17 protein-coding genes are annotated in these 17,657 nt (G+C 34.1%); 11 read left to right on the forward strand and 6 right to left on the reverse strand.

Annotated features, from left to right (window positions below; translation table 11 throughout):
- The first annotated feature begins 454 nt into the window (after positions 1-454).
- From ACTNDN_RS08490 to ACTNDN_RS08500, 3 genes are all read left to right on the forward strand, one after another.
- Positions 455-2,083, forward strand: coding sequence for a catalase (locus tag ACTNDN_RS08490; RefSeq protein WP_231512557.1), 1,629 nt, complete (start codon positions 455-457; stop codon positions 2,081-2,083).
- A 320-nt stretch (positions 2,084-2,403) separates the two neighbouring features.
- Complete coding sequence (gene htpG / locus ACTNDN_RS08495; protein ID WP_441131086.1) at positions 2,404-4,281, forward strand: molecular chaperone HtpG; 1,878 nt, start codon at positions 2,404-2,406, stop codon at positions 4,279-4,281.
- 166 nt (positions 4,282-4,447) lie between these two features.
- Positions 4,448-5,173: an MBL fold metallo-hydrolase gene (locus tag ACTNDN_RS08500; RefSeq protein ID WP_031537734.1), complete on the forward strand. Its 726-nt coding sequence runs from the start codon at positions 4,448-4,450 to the stop codon at positions 5,171-5,173.
- Positions 5,174-5,257: 84 nt separating this feature from the next.
- Here ACTNDN_RS08500 and ACTNDN_RS08505 read toward each other — a convergent pair whose 3' ends face one another.
- Positions 5,258-5,881, reverse strand: coding sequence for a LysE family translocator (locus ACTNDN_RS08505; RefSeq protein ID WP_031537736.1), 624 nt, complete (start codon positions 5,879-5,881; stop codon positions 5,258-5,260).
- Positions 5,882-6,138: 257 nt separating this feature from the next.
- Between ACTNDN_RS08505 and ACTNDN_RS08510 the strand changes: the two genes are divergently transcribed.
- From ACTNDN_RS08510 to ACTNDN_RS08525, 4 genes are all read left to right on the forward strand, one after another.
- Positions 6,139-7,413 carry a diguanylate cyclase domain-containing protein gene (locus ACTNDN_RS08510; RefSeq protein ID WP_031537738.1) on the forward strand — a complete coding sequence of 425 codons (1,275 nt, stop codon included), beginning with the start codon at positions 6,139-6,141 and terminating at the stop codon, positions 7,411-7,413.
- Positions 7,414-7,683: 270 nt separating this feature from the next.
- The gene (locus ACTNDN_RS08515) at positions 7,684-8,058 is read left to right on the forward strand and encodes a hypothetical protein (RefSeq protein ID WP_031537739.1); all 375 of its coding nucleotides are present in this window, start codon (positions 7,684-7,686) and stop codon (positions 8,056-8,058) included.
- Positions 8,055-8,588, forward strand: a complete 534-nt coding sequence (locus ACTNDN_RS08520) for a hypothetical protein (RefSeq protein ID WP_031537740.1) — start codon at positions 8,055-8,057, stop codon at positions 8,586-8,588. The genes ACTNDN_RS08515 and ACTNDN_RS08520 overlap by 4 nt, the downstream gene beginning before the upstream one ends.
- Before the next feature lie 149 nt (positions 8,589-8,737).
- Positions 8,738-9,037 (forward strand): coat protein, encoded by a 300-nt coding sequence (locus ACTNDN_RS08525; RefSeq protein ID WP_031537741.1) that lies wholly within the window; start codon positions 8,738-8,740, stop codon positions 9,035-9,037.
- Between the two features lie 289 nt (positions 9,038-9,326).
- Here the strand turns inward: ACTNDN_RS08525 and ACTNDN_RS08530 are convergent, their stop codons facing one another.
- The 3 genes from ACTNDN_RS08530 to ACTNDN_RS08540 form a co-directional block, all read right to left on the reverse strand.
- Entirely contained in the window at positions 9,327-10,580 is a 1,254-nt protein-coding gene (locus ACTNDN_RS08530) for a glycoside hydrolase domain-containing protein (RefSeq protein WP_251628257.1), read from the reverse strand.
- A gap of 115 nt (positions 10,581-10,695) precedes the next feature.
- Positions 10,696-11,649: an L-lactate dehydrogenase gene (locus tag ACTNDN_RS08535; RefSeq protein ID WP_284561680.1), complete on the reverse strand. Its 954-nt coding sequence runs from the start codon at positions 11,647-11,649 to the stop codon at positions 10,696-10,698.
- A 148-nt stretch (positions 11,650-11,797) separates the two neighbouring features.
- Positions 11,798-12,016, reverse strand: coding sequence for a hypothetical protein (locus ACTNDN_RS08540; protein WP_031537746.1), 219 nt, complete (start codon positions 12,014-12,016; stop codon positions 11,798-11,800).
- 185 nt (positions 12,017-12,201) lie between these two features.
- Between ACTNDN_RS08540 and ACTNDN_RS08545 the strand changes: the two genes are divergently transcribed.
- On the forward strand, positions 12,202-12,723 hold the full coding sequence (locus ACTNDN_RS08545; RefSeq protein ID WP_031537748.1) for a GNAT family N-acetyltransferase: 522 nt from the start codon (positions 12,202-12,204) through the stop codon (positions 12,721-12,723).
- A gap of 44 nt (positions 12,724-12,767) precedes the next feature.
- Here ACTNDN_RS08545 and ACTNDN_RS08550 read toward each other — a convergent pair whose 3' ends face one another.
- Together ACTNDN_RS08550 and ACTNDN_RS08555 are read right to left on the reverse strand one after the other, a co-directional pair.
- Positions 12,768-13,613 (reverse strand): TIGR03943 family putative permease subunit, encoded by an 846-nt coding sequence (locus ACTNDN_RS08550; RefSeq protein ID WP_031537749.1) that lies wholly within the window; start codon positions 13,611-13,613, stop codon positions 12,768-12,770.
- Between the two features lie 14 nt (positions 13,614-13,627).
- Positions 13,628-14,494: a permease gene (locus ACTNDN_RS08555; RefSeq protein ID WP_251628253.1), complete on the reverse strand. Its 867-nt coding sequence runs from the start codon at positions 14,492-14,494 to the stop codon at positions 13,628-13,630.
- A gap of 238 nt (positions 14,495-14,732) precedes the next feature.
- Here ACTNDN_RS08555 and ACTNDN_RS08560 point away from each other — a divergent pair, with 238 nt between their 5' ends.
- The 3 genes from ACTNDN_RS08560 (at position 14,733) to ACTNDN_RS08570 (ending at position 17,508) form a co-directional block, all read left to right on the forward strand.
- Positions 14,733-15,953: a polysaccharide deacetylase family protein gene (locus ACTNDN_RS08560; RefSeq protein WP_441131065.1), complete on the forward strand. Its 1,221-nt coding sequence runs from the start codon at positions 14,733-14,735 to the stop codon at positions 15,951-15,953.
- Between the two features lie 173 nt (positions 15,954-16,126).
- Positions 16,127-17,026: an aminoglycoside phosphotransferase family protein gene (locus tag ACTNDN_RS08565; protein ID WP_251628251.1), complete on the forward strand. Its 900-nt coding sequence runs from the start codon at positions 16,127-16,129 to the stop codon at positions 17,024-17,026.
- Between the two features lie 104 nt (positions 17,027-17,130).
- On the forward strand, positions 17,131-17,508 hold the full coding sequence (locus ACTNDN_RS08570; RefSeq protein WP_441131066.1) for an rRNA methyltransferase: 378 nt from the start codon (positions 17,131-17,133) through the stop codon (positions 17,506-17,508).
- Positions 17,509-17,657: the final 149 nt, after the last annotated feature.

Raw genomic sequence — 17,657 nt, forward strand, 5'->3', positions numbered from 1 at the left:
CGCAGGAGTCGACCGTCCTCCGCTCCATTTCACTTCATTTTTAAACCTTTTTCTAAAATACAAATACGAACGATGATGTAAACCAACCGCATAATTGTTCGTGTTTACTGTTAGCTGAAATGTTTATATCCCAGCCTCTTTGTATTTTCCTATGCATAACCATCCTTTATCTGGTAACACTACTTACGTACATAAATGGGTTAAAGAAGAAAGGAAAGGGGTATTAGTAAAAATCCCTTAATACATTTATTTGTGTACATAAATGATTATTAATTCTTTTAGGCGTTAATTTCGGGACTTTTTAATGCCTCTCTTGTTTGTACATTAACTTTCCATCTATCCATCTAATATGTACATCCTTTCGTTTACTTATAAAGAATTAATTAACATTTATTGGATACAATTAATAAGGACTAATGACTAGGAGGTAATTTTTTTGAGTGATAACAAAGAAATGGAGAAGAAAAACGGACAAGATCAGGAACGAGAAACGTTGACGACACGTCAAGGTCATCCAGTATTAGATAATCAAAATATCCGTACTATTGGTGATCGCGGACCAGCTACACTCGAGAATTACCACTTTATTGAGAAAATCTCCCATTTTGATCGTGAAGAGGTACCAGAGCGTGTGGTACATGCACGTGGGTCTGGAGCTTTTGGTTATTTTGAAACTTACGGAAAAGTTGGAAATGAGCCAGTAGAAAAGTATACTCGCGCAAAAGTATTTTCAGGCGCAGGGAAGAAAACACCATTAATGGTTCGCTTCTCTACAGTTGCAGGAGCTAAAGATTCACCTGAAACAGCACGCGATCCTCGTGGCTTTGCAGTAAAAATGTATACAGAAGATGGAAACTGGGACCTTGTTGGGAACAACCTTAAAATATTCTTTATTCGTGATGCTATGAAGTTCCCTGATATGATTCATGCATTCAAAGCAGATCCGGCTTCAAACGTTCCAAACCCACAGCGAATGTTTGATTTTGTTTCCCGTACGCCTGAGGCTACACATATGATAACCTTCCTATTCTCTCCTTGGGGAATTCCTGCTACATATCGTCACATGCAAGGATCTGGTGTAAACACTTATAAATGGGTTAATGAACAGGGTGAGGCAGTTTTAGTGAAATATCATTGGGAACCAAAACAAGGTATCCGAAATTTAACACAAGAAGAGGCCGAATCCATTCAAGCTAAGAACGTAGGTCATGCAACACAAGATTTATATGAATCAATTGAGCGCGGTGATTACCCAGAATGGGAGCTTTATGTGCAAATCATGGAGGATGATTATCATCCAGAACTCGACTTTGATCCTCTCGATGACACAAAGCTTTGGCCAGAGGATAAATTCCCATGGTTGCCAGTTGGTCGTATGGTCCTCGATCGTAATCCAGTCGATTTCCATGCTGAAATTGAGCAAGCTGCTTTTGGAACTGGAGTACTTGTAGATGGAATGGATTTTTCTGATGATAAAATGTTACAAGGGCGTACTTTCTCTTACTCTGATACACAACGCTATCGTGTTGGCGCAAATTATTTAAAAGTACCAGTAAATGCACCAAAAGCACCTGTCCGTACGAATCAACATCGTGGGCAAATGGATGTACGTGACCCGAAAGAGTCTGGTGAAAATCCACATATTAACTATGAGCCATCCATGCTCGGAGGTTTTAAAGAAGCAGGTAAAGAAAACCGTGTTCCTCATCAGCCAAAGTATAATGCAGCGGCAATGAGTGCTCCAATAGACAGACCTAATAACTATGGACAAGCCGGACACACATACAGAAGTTTTGAAGATTGGGAACGCGATGAATTAATAAAAAATCTATCTGAAGCACTGGCAATCTGCGATAAAAAAATTCAAGATGCGATGATTGAACACTTTACACAAGCAGATGAAGATTATGGTAATCGCGTGAAGGCAGGCATCGAATCAAAAATGAAAGAAATGAAAGAAATGGCTAAGGAAAATGTACCTGGACGTGAAGCAGGTATATCAAAATATGGTGAAGGTACAATAGATGCAAATCAAGCTACCAAAGATGCAGTAAAGAAAAGCCATGAGGCAGATCCTTATTAATGGAAATACGCGTAAGAAGAGATAAAAGAAGGAAGAGATTTCGCAATTAATATCAGGCTAATTTGTGACACATTTCGCATAAGATTTGTGTCCTTTTTTGATGTCTTAACAAAAAGTTAGAGCTAGTAACAAACCAATGGTTTCTACCATTACAGATATTAATGTAATCAAAAATTTAATGCTTAGCCTTCTTTTTCTCTAAACATCCTAATAATTGACATACCTTATGAAATATGATATTAAATTAATAGATTAGCACTCACGAACTTTAAGTGCTAATATTATTACATAAGAATGAAGAGAAAGGGTGTATAAAAATGATCGAAACAAAGGAATTTAAAGCAGAATCGAAACGATTATTAGAAATGATGATTAACTCCATCTATTCACAAAGGGAAGTATTCTTACGTGAGTTAATCTCAAATGCTAGTGATGCAATTGATAAAATCTACTATAAAGCTTTAACAGATGATACCATTAATTTTGAAAAAGATAATTATTTTATTAAAATAACAGCAGATAAAGAAAAACGGACATTAACTATTTCCGATACTGGAATTGGGATGACAAAGGAAGAGCTGGAATCGAATTTAGGTACAATCGCCAAAAGCGGCTCCCTTGCTTTCAAAAAGGAAAACGATTCGAAAGATGGCCATGACATAATTGGGCAGTTTGGGGTTGGATTCTATGCTGCATTCATGGTAGCAGATGAGGTAACAGTAATTACTAAATCATTAAATAGTGATACTGCATATAAATGGATTTCAAAAGGTGCAGATGGTTATACCATTGAAGAAACAGAGAAATCGGCAATCGGTACAGATATTATCCTGACAATTAAGGAAAATACCGAAGAAGATCAATACGATGAATATTTAGAAGAATATCGCTTAAAATCGATTATTAAAAAGTACTCAGACTTTATCCGTTATCCAATTAAAATGGAAGTGACTTCAAGTAAATTAAAAGAAGGCACAGAAAACGAATACGAGGAAGTTAGGGAAGAGCAAATTCTAAATAGCATGGTTCCTATTTGGAGAAAGAATAAAAATGAATTAACAGATGAAGATTATCAAAATTTCTATGAAGAAAAACGCTATGGCTATGACAAACCGTTAAAGCATATTCATGTTAGCGTAGATGGTGCAATTCGTTATAACGCGATCCTTTATATTCCAGAAAAAACTCCTTTTGATTATTATTCTAAAGAATATGAAAAAGGTTTGGAGCTTTATTCAAATGGCGTTTTAATTATGGAGAAATGCGGGGACTTACTGCCCGAATACTTTAGCTTTGTAAAAGGTATGGTCGATTCAGAAGATTTATCTCTTAATATTTCAAGAGAAATGCTGCAGCATGATCGCCAATTGAAGCGTATTGAAAAGAATTTAACAAAGAAAATTAAAAGTCAGCTTCTAAGCCTACTAAAAGATGAAAGAGAAAAATATGAATCTTTCTATGAATCATTTGGTAGACAAATAAAATTTGGTGTCTACAATGATTTCGGAATGAATAAAGAAATGCTACAAGATCTTCTACTTTTCTATTCTTCAAAAGAGAAAAAATTAGTATCATTAGATGAATATGTAGAAAGAATGCCAGAAGATCAAAAATTTATATATTATGCATCTGGAGATTCTATTGAACGTATTGATAAGCTTCCACAAACGGAATTAGTTAGCGATAAAGGATATGAAATTCTGTATTTAACAGATGATATTGATGAATTCGCCATTAAAATGATTGCTAATTATAAAGAAAAAGAATTCAAATCAGTATCTAGCGGTGATTTAGGTCTTAACCAGGAAGAAGAAAAAGAAGAAAAAGAAGCAACAGAGGAAAATAAAGCATTGTTTGATTATATGAAGGATATTCTTTCCGATAAAGTGAAAGGCGTAAAAGTATCAACTCGTTTAAAATCACATCCTGTTTGCTTAACTGCCGAAGGAGAAGTCTCCATTGAGATGGAAAAAGTCCTAAGTATGATGCCAGATAATCAAAATATCAAAGCAGATAAAGTTTTAGAAATTAACAAGAACCATGAAATTTTCCAAGCGTTAAGAGAGGCTTTTGAGAATGATAAAGATAAAGTGGCCCTTTATACAAACCTTCTTTATAACCAAGCATTACTAATTGAAGGTTTATCCATTGAGGATCCAGTAGAGTTCACAAACAATATTTGTAAACTAATGAAATAGACAACGAAAACCGCATTTTCAATTGGAAAGTGCGGTTTTTCTTCTTTATATCCTTCCCAATTTTTCCATTTATAAAAAACATCTTCTTCCTGTTAAATTATGTTTTACTATTTAAAACGAAACCGCTATACTTATAAAAAAACAATCAGAGATGGGGAACAATTATATGGCAGAATTAAAAGGAATAGAGATATTGACGATTGAAAAAAATTCCTTTGTCATGCACCCAACCCTAATATGGGATGAAAAACAAACATTATTAATAGATACAGGAATGCCTGGATATATGGAAGACATAAATTTAGTTATGGCTAAAGCAAATAAATCATTGGAAGATTTAACAGACATCTTGTTAACACACCAGGATATTGATCATATTGGAAGCTTACCAGAAATATTAACAGCATGCACACAGCATTTAACCATATATGCACATAAAGAGGATATCCCTTATATAGAAGGAAATCAACCTTTATTAAAAGCAAATCCTGCTAAATTTAATGAAGAGCAATGGGAAGCATTACCAGACTCATTAAAGTTTATTTATCTACACCCACCAAAGGCCCAAGTTACCAATTCACTAGAAGATGGTCAATTACTACCTATTAATGAAGGACTTGAGATAATTCACACACCTGGCCATACACCGGGGCATATAAGCTTATTCCATAAAAAATCAGGGACCTTGGTTGCTGGTGATGCATTAACTGCTGTAAACGGAAAGCTTCACCTACCTAATCCAGTACATACGCCGGATATGAACCTTGCCATTCAATCGATTGAAAAGTTTCTAACCTATCCAATTACAAAAATTGTGTGTTATCACGGTGGAATTGTATCTGATAATGTGATGGAACAATTACATGGTCTAGTAAAGTTAAAAACAATCTAAAAAAAGATGCCTTATCTAAAATATCTCTAAAACCATAAATAATAGAGAATGGTTCAGATAGGCATCTATTTCAAATGAAGATTTTTATAAAAAGAATTGAATCCCCCGAATTCCAAAATAGCCGCCGAATAAAAGCAATATTAGACCTGAGATCTTGCTGATAAAGGTAATTAGCTGTTCGGAGACAACCGTTCGAAAGAAACTCGATAAAACCGAAACAGTGAGATCCCAGATGGCAACACCAAATAACATACAACCTGTATACAATAATAAGGTGCTTGTACTTAAATTATGTATAGTAGTGGCTAATATAGATCCATATATTCCTAGCCAGAAGATAATCGACAGCGGATTCATTATACTCATAAGCAACCCAGTTATAAACGATCGAAACATAGAGTTAGTATCCTTACTGCTTCTTGAGATTGTACTTGTTTTTGTCATGACTCCTTCTATACCTGTGTAAATGAGGACAAAAGCACCAAATAGCCACAGAAAGGTTTGTACAATAGGGATATTAGCTAATTTTGCTACTCCAAAATATACGAGAATGATGAAGAAAACGTCACCCAATAGAGAACCTAGTGATAGAACCCAAGCATGACGAAAACCATATCTAAGACCTCTGTTTATAACTGCAGCATTCACAGGCCCAATCGGTGCTGCCAATGATAAACCTAAGGCAATATAATATAAAATACTATCCATTAACGATCCTCCTAATATAAACGTCTATATTAAACGTATTCAAAAAAGGAAGCCTGTACCACTTATTCAGGAAATTTTTTTACATGAGCAATTAAGGTTTCCATCGGTTTGAATCAACAATATTAAATTGTGGGGTTAATCCCTTGATTTCAAAGTATTCTTTAAAAAATAGACGAATAATGATATAATAGTTAAATAATAGAAAATACTGAAAACACCCATTTGCCTATAATTATTCTTTAGTAGGAGACTTAACGATGAATAGTATGAAAGATAACGATACACCATCTAATGATTTTTTTCGTTTGCTGGTGGAGCATGTAAACGACTGGATTTGGCAAATTAATGAACAATGGGAATTTACATATTCCAATTCCATCGTAGAAGAGACATTGGGATATTCCGCTAATGAATTACTTGGAAAATCGATGTTTTCTTTCATTAAAATAAATGAAGTAGAATCAGTTCAAGCAATTGTCTTGAGCGCTATGGAGAATAATAGTTCCTTACAAAATCTAGATTTCACGATGATTCACCGCAATGGGCATGAAGTATTTATCGAGACAAATGCGAATCCCATAATAGATAATCAAAATAATACTATCGGATATAGAGGCATAAATCGAGATATCACCTTATGGAAGAAAAATCAAGATCGTCAACAACAATTGCTAGATATTATCGAAGCTTCTCCAGACTTAATTGCAACAGCGGATAGCTTTGGAAATACCACCTATTTAAATCCTTCTGCTAGAGCTTTTCTTGGCATTCCTGAGGGAATAGAAGAATTACATTCCGTTAACGCACAGTTATGGACAAATAAAATTGTTGACATAAACGAAAACGAGCTTTCTGCTGAGAAAAGTATTTGGAGGGGAGAAAACACTCTTTCTAACTCTATGGGGAAAGAAATTCCTGTTTCGCAAATAATTGTGACCCACAAGGCTAACAATCAAAATATTCATTTCCTTTCAACGATTGCAAGAGATATTTCGGAAAGAAAGGCATATGAAAAGATTATAAAAAGACAAGCTTTATATGATACACTGACAGAACTACCGAATCGACGGCATCTATATAAAACCATTTCAAGATTAATGGATAGTAAGGATAAGGAGAAAACTTTTGCTTTGCTATTCATAGATATTGACGATTTTAAACAAATTAACGATACACTAGGTCATAAATATGGTGATCGAGCACTAAAGCTTATTGCTGCAAGGATGAAAGGTTCTGTAAGGGAGAATGATTTTCTATGCCGTTTAGGTGGAGATGAATTTATTCTCCTAGTAGAAGGTATGAACACAAAACAAGAAGTCGAGGATTATGCAAAAAGATTGATTTCGATTTTTAACCATCCACTCAGAATGGATAATAAGCTACATTCTATTACTTGTAGTATCGGCATAAGCATCTATCCTGATCATGGGAAAGATATAGAAACATTAATGCAAAACGCTGACAAAATTATGTATCATATGAAAAAACAAGGGAAAAATGGCTTTCAAATAACACAAACTAATGGAGGATGATTCAATAGCACATGCTAATGAATCGTTTTTTATGTTTAGGTATATATTACTAACTGCTCAGCAGCTCCACTTAATAATTTTCTGATTCCCTGTGCTAAACCTATTATTTTAAAGGATACTTGCTACTATTTTCATATAATAAAAGTTGCAAAATTGTCCCAACTTGTCTAACTATTGAAGGATTTTGTAGAATATGATCGAAAAATAATCAAAAAGAATGTATAATAGGTACTTAGGAAAGTAGATTCTGAAAGAGGGAGGATCATTAAAATGGAATGGACCCTAGCCATTTTGTTTATTGCAGCAGCCATTTTGCTCATTACTTCCGTTATTAAAGCAAAACAAACGTCAAAATCAGAGCAACGTGAAATAGATGTAATTCACCTTTCTGTGATGGAAGAAATAGCACAGTTGCAAAAACAAATTCGTCATCTTGAGCTGGACATAGAAATAATGGAAAAAGAATCTGGCGTTCAACTTGCTTCTAAGGACCGTACGGTTTTAAGAGAAGTACTTGACTTGCATAGACGTAAGTATTCAGTTGAAAGTATTGCAGCTCAAAAGAAGCTTACTCAAACTGAAGTAGAAGAGATGTTAGCTCCTTACTTACTTGGAAAAGAAGAAAGGAGAAGTGTTTTACAATGAAACCAACGATAATCACAAGTTTCGCAGCAGGACTACTTTTAGCAACATCTGTTAGTGGAATTGTCTATTTCTCTACAAAAGATGATTCTGTAAAGGCAGAAGAAAACAAAGTGGAAAAGGTAGACAAAGTGACGGAAGATGTAGCAAATACACCGACTGTAGAAGAAATGAAAGAAATTTTAACAAGCAGCGGATATGTTGTTCAAACTTCAGAAGAAGCGAAACAAAAGGAAGAAGAGCAAAAACAAGCATCTGAATCCAATACTTCTGAAGAAAAGAAAGAGGACAAAGAAGAAGAGCAAGAAGAGGAAGTGAAGACAGTCACTGTTACTGTTTCAAGCGGTATGACTAGCTATGATGTAGGAAGCATTTTACATGATGAAAAAATCATTAAAGAAACTGCCTTGGAATTCTCACAAAAAGTAGATAAAAAAGGCGTTGCAGAATACTTAAAGCTTGGTTCATTCAAAATAAAAAGCGATATGTCAACAGATGAAATCATTTCCAAAATTTTCAAGAAACAAAGCTAATATATAAAGGGTTGTTCAAAAAGGGTACTCTCTTTTGGACAATCCTTTTTTATGTAATAAATGGTTCAAATTATTCTGTTTCTATAGATTGATTCCCCAAACCTTGTTTTTTATGCCTCATAGACTAAAGAGAAGGGAGAATCAAAAAAATGCAAAAGAAAAAAAGGAATAAAAATCCGATAAGAATCTGTCTGCCAGGTGGTTATCGCTATTGTGGACCGGGTTGCAGCGGTCCTGGTGCGCCAATTAATTATGTAGATTCCTGTTGCCAAAGACATGATCAATGTGTTGACACATACGGTTCCTGTCGATATTGTGATGAAAGATTACTGCACTGTGTCCAATCAAGATTAAGAGAACATAGTCAAGAAGGCAAAACAGCCAGATTAATTTCTGATTTTATGCGATTTCGACTAGAAATTAACGGGGGCTGGAGAAGGAATCGATAATATCTTCTTATTTACGATAATATACTGAAAATAAACGATCACAGTATAAAGGAGTAAGGAAATAAACTAATCCCATCTTCTAGAAGAAAAAATGAATGGAAAGACAATCGGATATAAATAAATTCCATCATTATTGTCTTTTTGGTGGTTTACTTGTCGTTTCCAGTTTGTATGAAACAAGAAAAAAATCCTGTTCTACAAAAACAATATCTCTACATGATCCCTGCATGAAACAAACAAAAAAAAGTCATCTTACTTTCCGAAGGCTCGTTAGTAAGATGAGTCTTTTTTAATGTTTCCATAATACATCTGTTATTTTACTATCAAATAGATTTGTATCTATATTACATGTTTCATCATCAATGCCATATTGCCAGCCATATGCAAGAGAACCTTCTGGAGCATCCACTTTAAATTCTGGTGCATCTTGTTCAGTAGTAATTCCAATGTTTGGAGAAGCAGACCATAGATACGTATTTTCCTTTATTTCTCCCTTATTTTCAACAGCCTCATTAAAAGCATTTGTAAGTGCCTCTCCTGAATCAAAGATACCGTAGATTGCAGGTTCGTAAGAGGAATTGCTTACTTCGTCATACCACCCCTCAATAAAGGCTGCATCGACTGGATAGTTTGGCTCTATGTCAGCAAAAATCGCAACACCATCAGGAGTACTTAGGTCATTAGCTAATGCAATCGCTTTTTTCGCTTCACTAACACCATTATCATAGCCAGTTGCATCAGTGAATCCGTTATAGATTAGAAGGATATCTGCCTCATTGGAGTGAATTAAATCAATTTGTTCCCCTGTTAGACCGTGTGAAACCCCATCATTTGTACCTAAATAGCGTGCAACAATTTTTGGGGTTCCAAAGTTATCTCTCACACAAGCATAGAAATCCTCCGTTGTTTCACTAGCGGAATCAATTCCCCATAAATAGGAAGTCTCCTCATTATTATCCGTATCTCCGTTATTATCGTTGCTATTTTCCTCATTATTGCTATCGTCACTATCATTTGAATTTTCATTATCATTATTTGTGTTTTCTTGTTTTCCATTTGTATTAAGCTCATTTGTGACATTTACATCAACTGTTAAATCTAAGTCATTTAATATTTTATTTGCTAATTCCGCTTTATTATTAGAAAGAATATTGTTTGTAATCGAGTTAGTTGTTGTACCATTTACCTGCCCTTTTAACAGATTCTCTATGGCATTATTAATGGTAACAGATGCGTCATCTTCTGTTTTATTATCAATTGTATTTTCAATCGATGCATTTGTATCCTCTATATCATTCGTTACTTTATTATCAATCGTTGCTTTCGCTTCACTGCTTACAATATTTTGAATATTATTTGTTACAGATATATTAACATTTCCTTGGCCGCTTTCCGTTGTAGCAGTGCCTTGTGAATCAACCGAATTACTTGGTTCTTTGTCTGCTTCCACACTCTTTGTATGAAAAAGCAATACAGTTACAATGCCGGAAAATAGAATCAAGAAAGTAGCAGCTGCTATGAGAAGGTATTTCTTCCAATCCATTCTGTCACACCTTTCCTAATTTACTTACCATATAAAGTATGTAAACTAGGCTGTTTGGGTGTGGGCTATTTAGAAGTTATGCAATACCATCCATAGCAGATCAAGAGAGAATGGTTTATTTATTAAAATGAGGTTTTAGAATATCTTTTAATATAGTCGCACTTTGATGAAATTTTTCTTGCTCATCTTCAGCTAGTTCCAATTCAACGACTTCACGTATTCCTTCTCTATTTATTACTGCAGGTACACCTATATAGACATCCTTTTCTCCATATTGGCCATCTAAATAGGCAGATACGGTTAATACACTATTTTCATTACTTAAGATTGCCTTTGTAATTCGCACAAGTCCCATAGCAATCCCATAATAAGTAGCACCTTTCCCTTCAATAATTTTGTAGGCTGCGTCACGCACATTCACAAAAATTTCGTCTAAATCCTCCATTTTATATTCAGCCGCTCTTTTCATTAGCTTATAAACAGGAATACCGGCAACATCTGCTGAACTATAGGCTGGCAGTTCACTGTCGCCATGCTCTCCAATAATATAGGCATGGACACTAGTTGGAGCAACTTTAAAGTAATCTCCAAGTAGAAAACGGAACCGAGCAGTATCCAAAATTGTCCCAGAGCCAACAACTTGATTTTTCGGAAGTCCACTATATCGCCAAGTTGCATAGGTTAAAATGTCTACTGGATTTGTTGCAACTAAGAATATTCCATGAAAGCCACTTGCCATCACTTGATCGACAATCGATTTAAATATTTTTAAATTCTTTTCCACTAAATCAAGACGTGTTTCACCAGGTTTTTGATTAGCTCCAGCACATATAACAACTAGATCCATCTCCGTGCAATCCTTATACTCTCCATATTTAATACTTATTGGGTTAGGAGCAAAGACTTTGCCATGATTCAAATCCATTACATCTCCAAATGCTTTATCTTTATTAAGATCAATTAACAATAATTCATCCACAATCCCTTGATTCATTAACGCAAATGCGTAACTAGATCCTACAAAACCTGTGCCAATTAAGGCTACACGGCTAACTTTATTACTAAGCATCCTTCATTCTCCTTTTGAACATATTTTAACTGTATCATTTGTTATTTTAACGGGAATTATGTATCCACATTAATGAGAGAGGGGGAAGGCAAATATTATCTGAACGAAAAAAAAGAAGCCACTTTAAAGTAAGCTTCTCTGAAATTCCTTAGCGTTTTCTTTTTTTAGAGTCTGCTGCAACGGCTGCTTTTTTTACAATCTTTTCAAATTCTACATTTGCTTGAAATACATCCTCTTTTAATTGAATAACCGATAGTATTTTTCCTTTGCGTCCTTTAATTTTTATTTCTTGTTCAACATTTGGGATTTCTTGCCGGAGTTGAGTTAATACATTTGTGCTATTATCAAAAAAGTGAACAGTTACCAAGTTATTTCACTCCTTTATTCGAATTTTTCTCATAATAAAATAAATATGATTTATGAAATAAATTAGAACAAAAACAATATTGTCTTATGGGACAAATTTGCTCCTAGAGGAAAAAGATTACGGACCAACTTCACTTGTTTTCGCTTATAATGAAAGAAGACTATATAAAGGTGAGGGACCCACACATGAAAATTTCCTTTCAAAAAACAGGAGATCCAACAGACCAACTGATTACCAGTTTAAACAAATGGGAGAATGATCCAAAGCTAATCCCATTAATCCATCCTTGTCGGAATAAAGAGGATGTAGAAAGCTATGTACGGATAACAAAAGAAGAAATCAATAAACGGTTAACAACATACCATATGTATGAAATATATCTAGACAATATACTGGTAGGGGAAATGAATTATACAGTTGACCCAGTCCATTTGTATAAAAAAGAAAGAGGGACTGCATGGATTGCTATTACAATAGGGGAAGAAATCGCTAGAGGGAGAGGAATAGGCTCCACTTCGCTTAGATATTTAGAAGAACAGATTAAAAAGCAGGGTCTAAAAAGAATAGAATTAGGGGTATTCGAATTTAATAAAAGTGCTCAAAAATTATACAGCAAACTTGGCTACCAAGAAATCGGGAAAAACAAACAATTTACCTACTATCAAGATAGAATGTGGGACGATATCCGCATGGAAAAATACGTATAAAAAAAATAGGGAATGTAATGCAAAAAGCTAACATTCCCTATTTTTTAATATTGACGATACACGTAAGGATCATCGGGCTCATTTATTGTTTTCCAATCTGTAACTTTAAGAATCGGAATGGTTTTCTTAAATGGTTGATAGTAAATGGTTTCAAGCTTTCCAGTTACCTGTAGCCACTGGTCATTGTCTTTTTTCATATCATCTGGAATATCCAGAAGCATGCCAAATACGCCAGCATCTGCAATGCAATGTATGATGCCAAATCGCAGCAAGAACAGCTGATTATTCATTAAATCTTCTTCCTTATACGAAAAACCAGTAATGGTAATTTCCCGATCCATAAATTGTCCTGGATAATTATAAATCGTTTCTAAATCATTTAAAAAATTATCTTCTCCCAAAGTAATTTCTTTTAGATTCTTTAATTTATCCAAACCCTTATCCATTACTTCTGCATAACCTTCTTTTCCATAATAACTGCTTGTATTAGGCTGCAAGAATTGATGCTGGCTATACTCATCTCCTTCATCATATGCAGGGAAATACAAACCTTTTTTTTCTACAATATTGGAGTCAAGGGTTGCTACTGGAAGCATTAACCCCGTTAGTATTGGCAGCATTAATGCTACAATCGTTAATCCACGTTTCCAAAAGCTATTTTCTTCATGGGAATGATCGTGCCCACAATGTTCACAAGAATCATGATCATGGTTATTTTTATCCTTTTTCATATAGTTATAGACACATATAATTGTAAAGAGTACAAATATATAAATGGCTGATTCTGATATATATGAATATTTCATATTAATATATTTCGAGATATCGCCAGTAGCATGTAAATGCAAAAATAAATAAGTAAAGCCGATTAACACAAATATACGAAGCATTTTTTTTCACCTCTTTATAGAAAAATGGTTACGAGAAACACGATGATGGTAATAAGACTTGTTAGTAAGATAACAAACTTAGCTTTAAACGTACTTAAGAGCATCAATGTATTCTTAATATCTAACATTGGACCAAATACTAGGAATGCAAGAATTGATCCTTCTGAGAAGCTGTTTCTAAAGCTCGCTGCCACAAATGCATCTGCTTGGGAACAAAGACTTAGGATATAGCCGAGTCCCATCATAACAAGATGAGAGGATGCCTGCCCATGTCCTATTGATACAAGGGTAGATGTTTTCACAAATGTTTGTACAGCGGCAGCAATGAACGAACCAATCACTAAATATTTTCCTACAGAGAAAAATTCGTCTATAGAATGTTTAAACATTGCTTCGATTCGTCCTTTAAACGAATGATAGTGCATATGTTCTGGCACATGATTTTTTAATGGCGACTGTTTCACTGTTTTTTGCAAAGCAAGTCCAACTAGAATCGAACAAATAAGCGCAGCAACCGACCGAAGAATCACCATTCTCCAGCTGTTTCCAAATGCAACATAGGTGGAAAAAATAACTACCGGGTTAATAATCGGGCCAGTGAGCATAAAAGCAATACTTGCTGGCAGTGGTACACCTTTTAAGATTAGCCTTCTTGTAATTGGTATTATTCCACATTCACATGCGGGAATAATGCTTCCAACTAATGAAGCAAATAAAATCGCAAGAATTGGATTCTTCGGCATGATTTTCGCAATAAATTCTTCTGAAACAAAGATTTGTATGATTCCAGAAATAAGAACACCAATTAATATAAAGGGTAGTGCCTCAATAATGATACTTATAAAGATCGTATTTAATTGTAATAATGTTTCCACATTCATTTTTAAAAGAACACCTACTTTTTCGTTAGATTACATGAATTCATTATTATAAGGAACAATGATTAAAATCAGATGAAAACAAAAAATACCCATATCGCCGATTTTTAATTAGTTATTGCAAACGAATTCATAAACCCTTACATTAATAGTGATAGGATGAACGCCACAGAAGAGAAGGTGAACAAAACTGAAGACAAAGTATTTGCTCTATTTCCTTGTAATATTCCAGATGTTAATCATGGCTGCATGTAGTGCTCAGAAACCAAAAGAAGCAGGTGATCTTAACCAGAGTGAAACAAATCAAGAACAAAAAAATATCGATTTTCCTTCTGACTATTTAACGGATATAGTGGAAACAGCAAAAAAAGGAATGACAGATACAAGTCCCTTTAACGTATTTTCCAATACGATAGAACAGGTAGAAATGCAATGGGAAGAGCCAGTTAGAACAGACCATGTAGGGAATGGCTTTTACGCTACCTATGATAAAAAGAATACCGTGTTTGGTTTTACTGCAAAAGGAGAGATTTATGATATTCGTTCCTATAAAAAGCAATTACAGGTATTCTCCTTGTCTGATTTAAAAGAAGTAATAGGAGAACCAGCAGAAATAAGAACAGGTGAAGGGGAAAAAATAATTGTTTATAACCTTTCAAAGGAGATTCAGCTTAAATTTATCATCCTGAATGAAACAGATAAAGTGGACCATCTATCTGTTTATAATGAAGAGAGAGGGGAGCAAGCTGGCTATGTATTAGATTTAAAGGGAAACTCTGATCAGCTAACAAACAAGCAATGGCAAGCGATGCAAACTTGGAGGAGTGATATCGTGAACTTTAAAGAAAATCAGCCTAATTTATACATAAATGGACGAAATGAAAAGAAGATTTCTTTAACCTTTGATGATGGTCCTGACGAAATCGTGACACCAAAAATAATTGAAATATTACAAAACCATCATGTGAAAGGGAATTTTTTCTTTATTGGCAGTGAAGCAGAAAAGTACCCACAAGTTGTTAAAAATGCCTATGAAAACGGTAATTTAGTATTAAGTCATAGCTATCATCATGTTGATTTGACTACTTTAAGCAATGCTGAACAAGCAAATGAAATAAACAATGCAGGGCTTGCTATTCAAACAATTATTGGGAAAGAGCCGGCGATGATTAGACCACCATATGGGGAAACAAATGAAACCTTAATAGAAAATGCCAAAGATAAAGGCTACTCTGTGATAATTTGGTCAATCGATACACTTGATTGGTCACAAAAGGATCCTGAAAATATTATCAAAAATGTCACAGATAATTTGCGAAACGGCGATATTATTTTAATGCATTCAGATTCAGAAAAAACAGAAACAGCAAAGGCATTACCTACAATCATTAAAGCCGTTCAAAAAAAAGGATTTGAAATTGTTGGCTTGGATGAATTGTTGGGGGTAGAGGCATATCAGTAATTAGAAATTATGTTAGTGGTAAAGGAAAGATGAAACTTTAAAACGAATGATTAATATAGTTTCTATTAATCATTCGTTTTAATAAAAGCAAACTCTGACACTTTCAATCATATAGAAGGGGACAGTATGATTACTGAAATCCTAAATGTAATAACAGAAGAGAGGCTAACGAAATGAAAGAAAAAGAAAGGCTTGCATTTATAAAAAGATATTTTCCCCATTTCGTGATTAAAGAAGTAAAAGTAAATAATAGGGGGTGGGACAACGATCTAGTTATTATTAATAATAACTTAGTCTTTAGATTTCCTAAATCGGAAGAAGTGGCAGCAAAAGTAAAAACAGAAGGCGAAATTTTAACAGCAGTAAAAGCGAGAAATCCACTGTTGGTAATACCTGAATTTGAGTATATGCATGAAGATGACAAAGTTAAAGGTGTAAAATATCCTCTGATTGAAGGGAAATCTTTATCTGAATATGCTCCTAATACCATTACTTGTCATTTTGAGAACGCCAGATTGGTTGGCGACTTTCTCACAAAATTACATAGTGTCGAAGTAGCACAATTAAACAGTAGTATGTTAACAAGCCTTCATAACCATTCTTATTGGGAGTCTTTCTACAAGAAAGTAGAACGACAAGTATTTCCATTTTTAAAGTACAAACAGCAAGAACAGATTGCCCATTTATTTGAGCGCTTTCTAGAAAGCTATGAAGACATACCCGCTAAGAAAGTTATCATTCATGGAGACTTAACGACCTCAAACATTATTTATAATGAACAGAAGGGGAGGATTAGTGGCATTATTGATTTTACAGATGCACAAATTGGAGACCCTGCTTTTGACTTTGCGGGTATCTATTGGGCATACGGTCCAGACTTCACGAAGAATGTATTATCCTGCTATCAATCTTCCGAAAAAACAGAAGCCATATTTAAAAGAGTAAGTAATTTTTACGGGCTACAGCCAGTATTTCATGAATTACTTTATGCACTGGAGAATCAGTATAATATAAATTGGGAAACTGCATTAGAGCGGTTTAATTGTCTCTATGAGTTTATTAATGCTAGATGAACTCCCTAAATTAGTAAAAATAAGATATAATAATGAAAAATGAAGAATATATGAATAACAAAAATGTTATTAACCATAGCATTTGATAGGAGGTTTACAAAAAATTGTGGAGATTAGTAAACGGTAAATTAATTCAAGAAACGGATCAATCTAGAGTCAAATTTAGAACAAACATTAGTAAAGAAATCATCGATACATTAAGCAAAATGGCTGAAGAAAATGATACGCACATAAATTATTTATTTGAAAACGGTCTAAGAAATTTACTAGCAAATAATATGATTCAATTCTCAAAAGAATCCAGACCAAAGGATCGAGTTCAATATAAAACAACTTACGATAAACAATTATTGGAGAATGCGAAACAATTTGCAAAATCAAATCATTTGTATTTGAACGATATTTTAGAATACAGCACGAAATTTATCGATTTAAATGATATTAAAGATAAAAAGTATAAGAATAGAGTAGAGAGAATATAGTCTTGCTATATTCTTATACTTATTGAAACGCCCCGAACATAATATATATTATACACAGCAATTCAAATATTAATAAATCTCATCTCAAAATAAAGTATACTTTAGATAGTGAGACAAAATAAAAAAATTATCGTTTATTTCGAACATTT

Source organism: Niallia sp. HCP3S3_B10 (assembly GCF_052064465.1).
Taxonomy (GTDB): domain Bacteria; phylum Bacillota; class Bacilli; order Bacillales; family Cytobacillaceae; genus Niallia; species Niallia hominis.

Bases quoted from the DNA above. Each gene is read 5' to 3' on its own strand.
- ACTNDN_RS08565 (WP_251628251.1), top strand. From the start codon at position 16,127: ATGAAAGAAAAAGAAAGGCTTGCATTTATAAAAAGATATTTTCCCCAT.
- ACTNDN_RS08550 (WP_031537749.1), bottom strand. From the start codon at position 13,613: ATGCTTCGTATATTTGTGTTAATCGGCTTTACTTATTTATTTTTGCAT.
- ACTNDN_RS08555 (WP_251628253.1), bottom strand. From the start codon at position 14,494: ATGAATGTGGAAACATTATTACAATTAAATACGATCTTTATAAGTATC.
- ACTNDN_RS08515 (WP_031537739.1), top strand. From the start codon at position 7,684: ATGGAATGGACCCTAGCCATTTTGTTTATTGCAGCAGCCATTTTGCTC.
- ACTNDN_RS08490 (WP_231512557.1), top strand. From the start codon at position 455: ATGGAGAAGAAAAACGGACAAGATCAGGAACGAGAAACGTTGACGACA.
- ACTNDN_RS08525 (WP_031537741.1), top strand. From the start codon at position 8,738: ATGCAAAAGAAAAAAAGGAATAAAAATCCGATAAGAATCTGTCTGCCA.
- ACTNDN_RS08560 (WP_441131065.1), top strand. From the start codon at position 14,733: ATGGCTGCATGTAGTGCTCAGAAACCAAAAGAAGCAGGTGATCTTAAC.
- ACTNDN_RS08505 (WP_031537736.1), bottom strand. From the start codon at position 5,881: ATGGATAGTATTTTATATTATATTGCCTTAGGTTTATCATTGGCAGCA.
- ACTNDN_RS08545 (WP_031537748.1), top strand. From the start codon at position 12,202: ATGAAAATTTCCTTTCAAAAAACAGGAGATCCAACAGACCAACTGATT.
- ACTNDN_RS08530 (WP_251628257.1), bottom strand. From the start codon at position 10,580: ATGGATTGGAAGAAATACCTTCTCATAGCAGCTGCTACTTTCTTGATT.
- ACTNDN_RS08520 (WP_031537740.1), top strand. From the start codon at position 8,055: ATGAAACCAACGATAATCACAAGTTTCGCAGCAGGACTACTTTTAGCA.
- ACTNDN_RS08510 (WP_031537738.1), top strand. From the start codon at position 6,139: ATGAATAGTATGAAAGATAACGATACACCATCTAATGATTTTTTTCGT.
- ACTNDN_RS08535 (WP_284561680.1), bottom strand. From the start codon at position 11,649: ATGCTTAGTAATAAAGTTAGCCGTGTAGCCTTAATTGGCACAGGTTTT.
- ACTNDN_RS08500 (WP_031537734.1), top strand. From the start codon at position 4,448: ATGGCAGAATTAAAAGGAATAGAGATATTGACGATTGAAAAAAATTCC.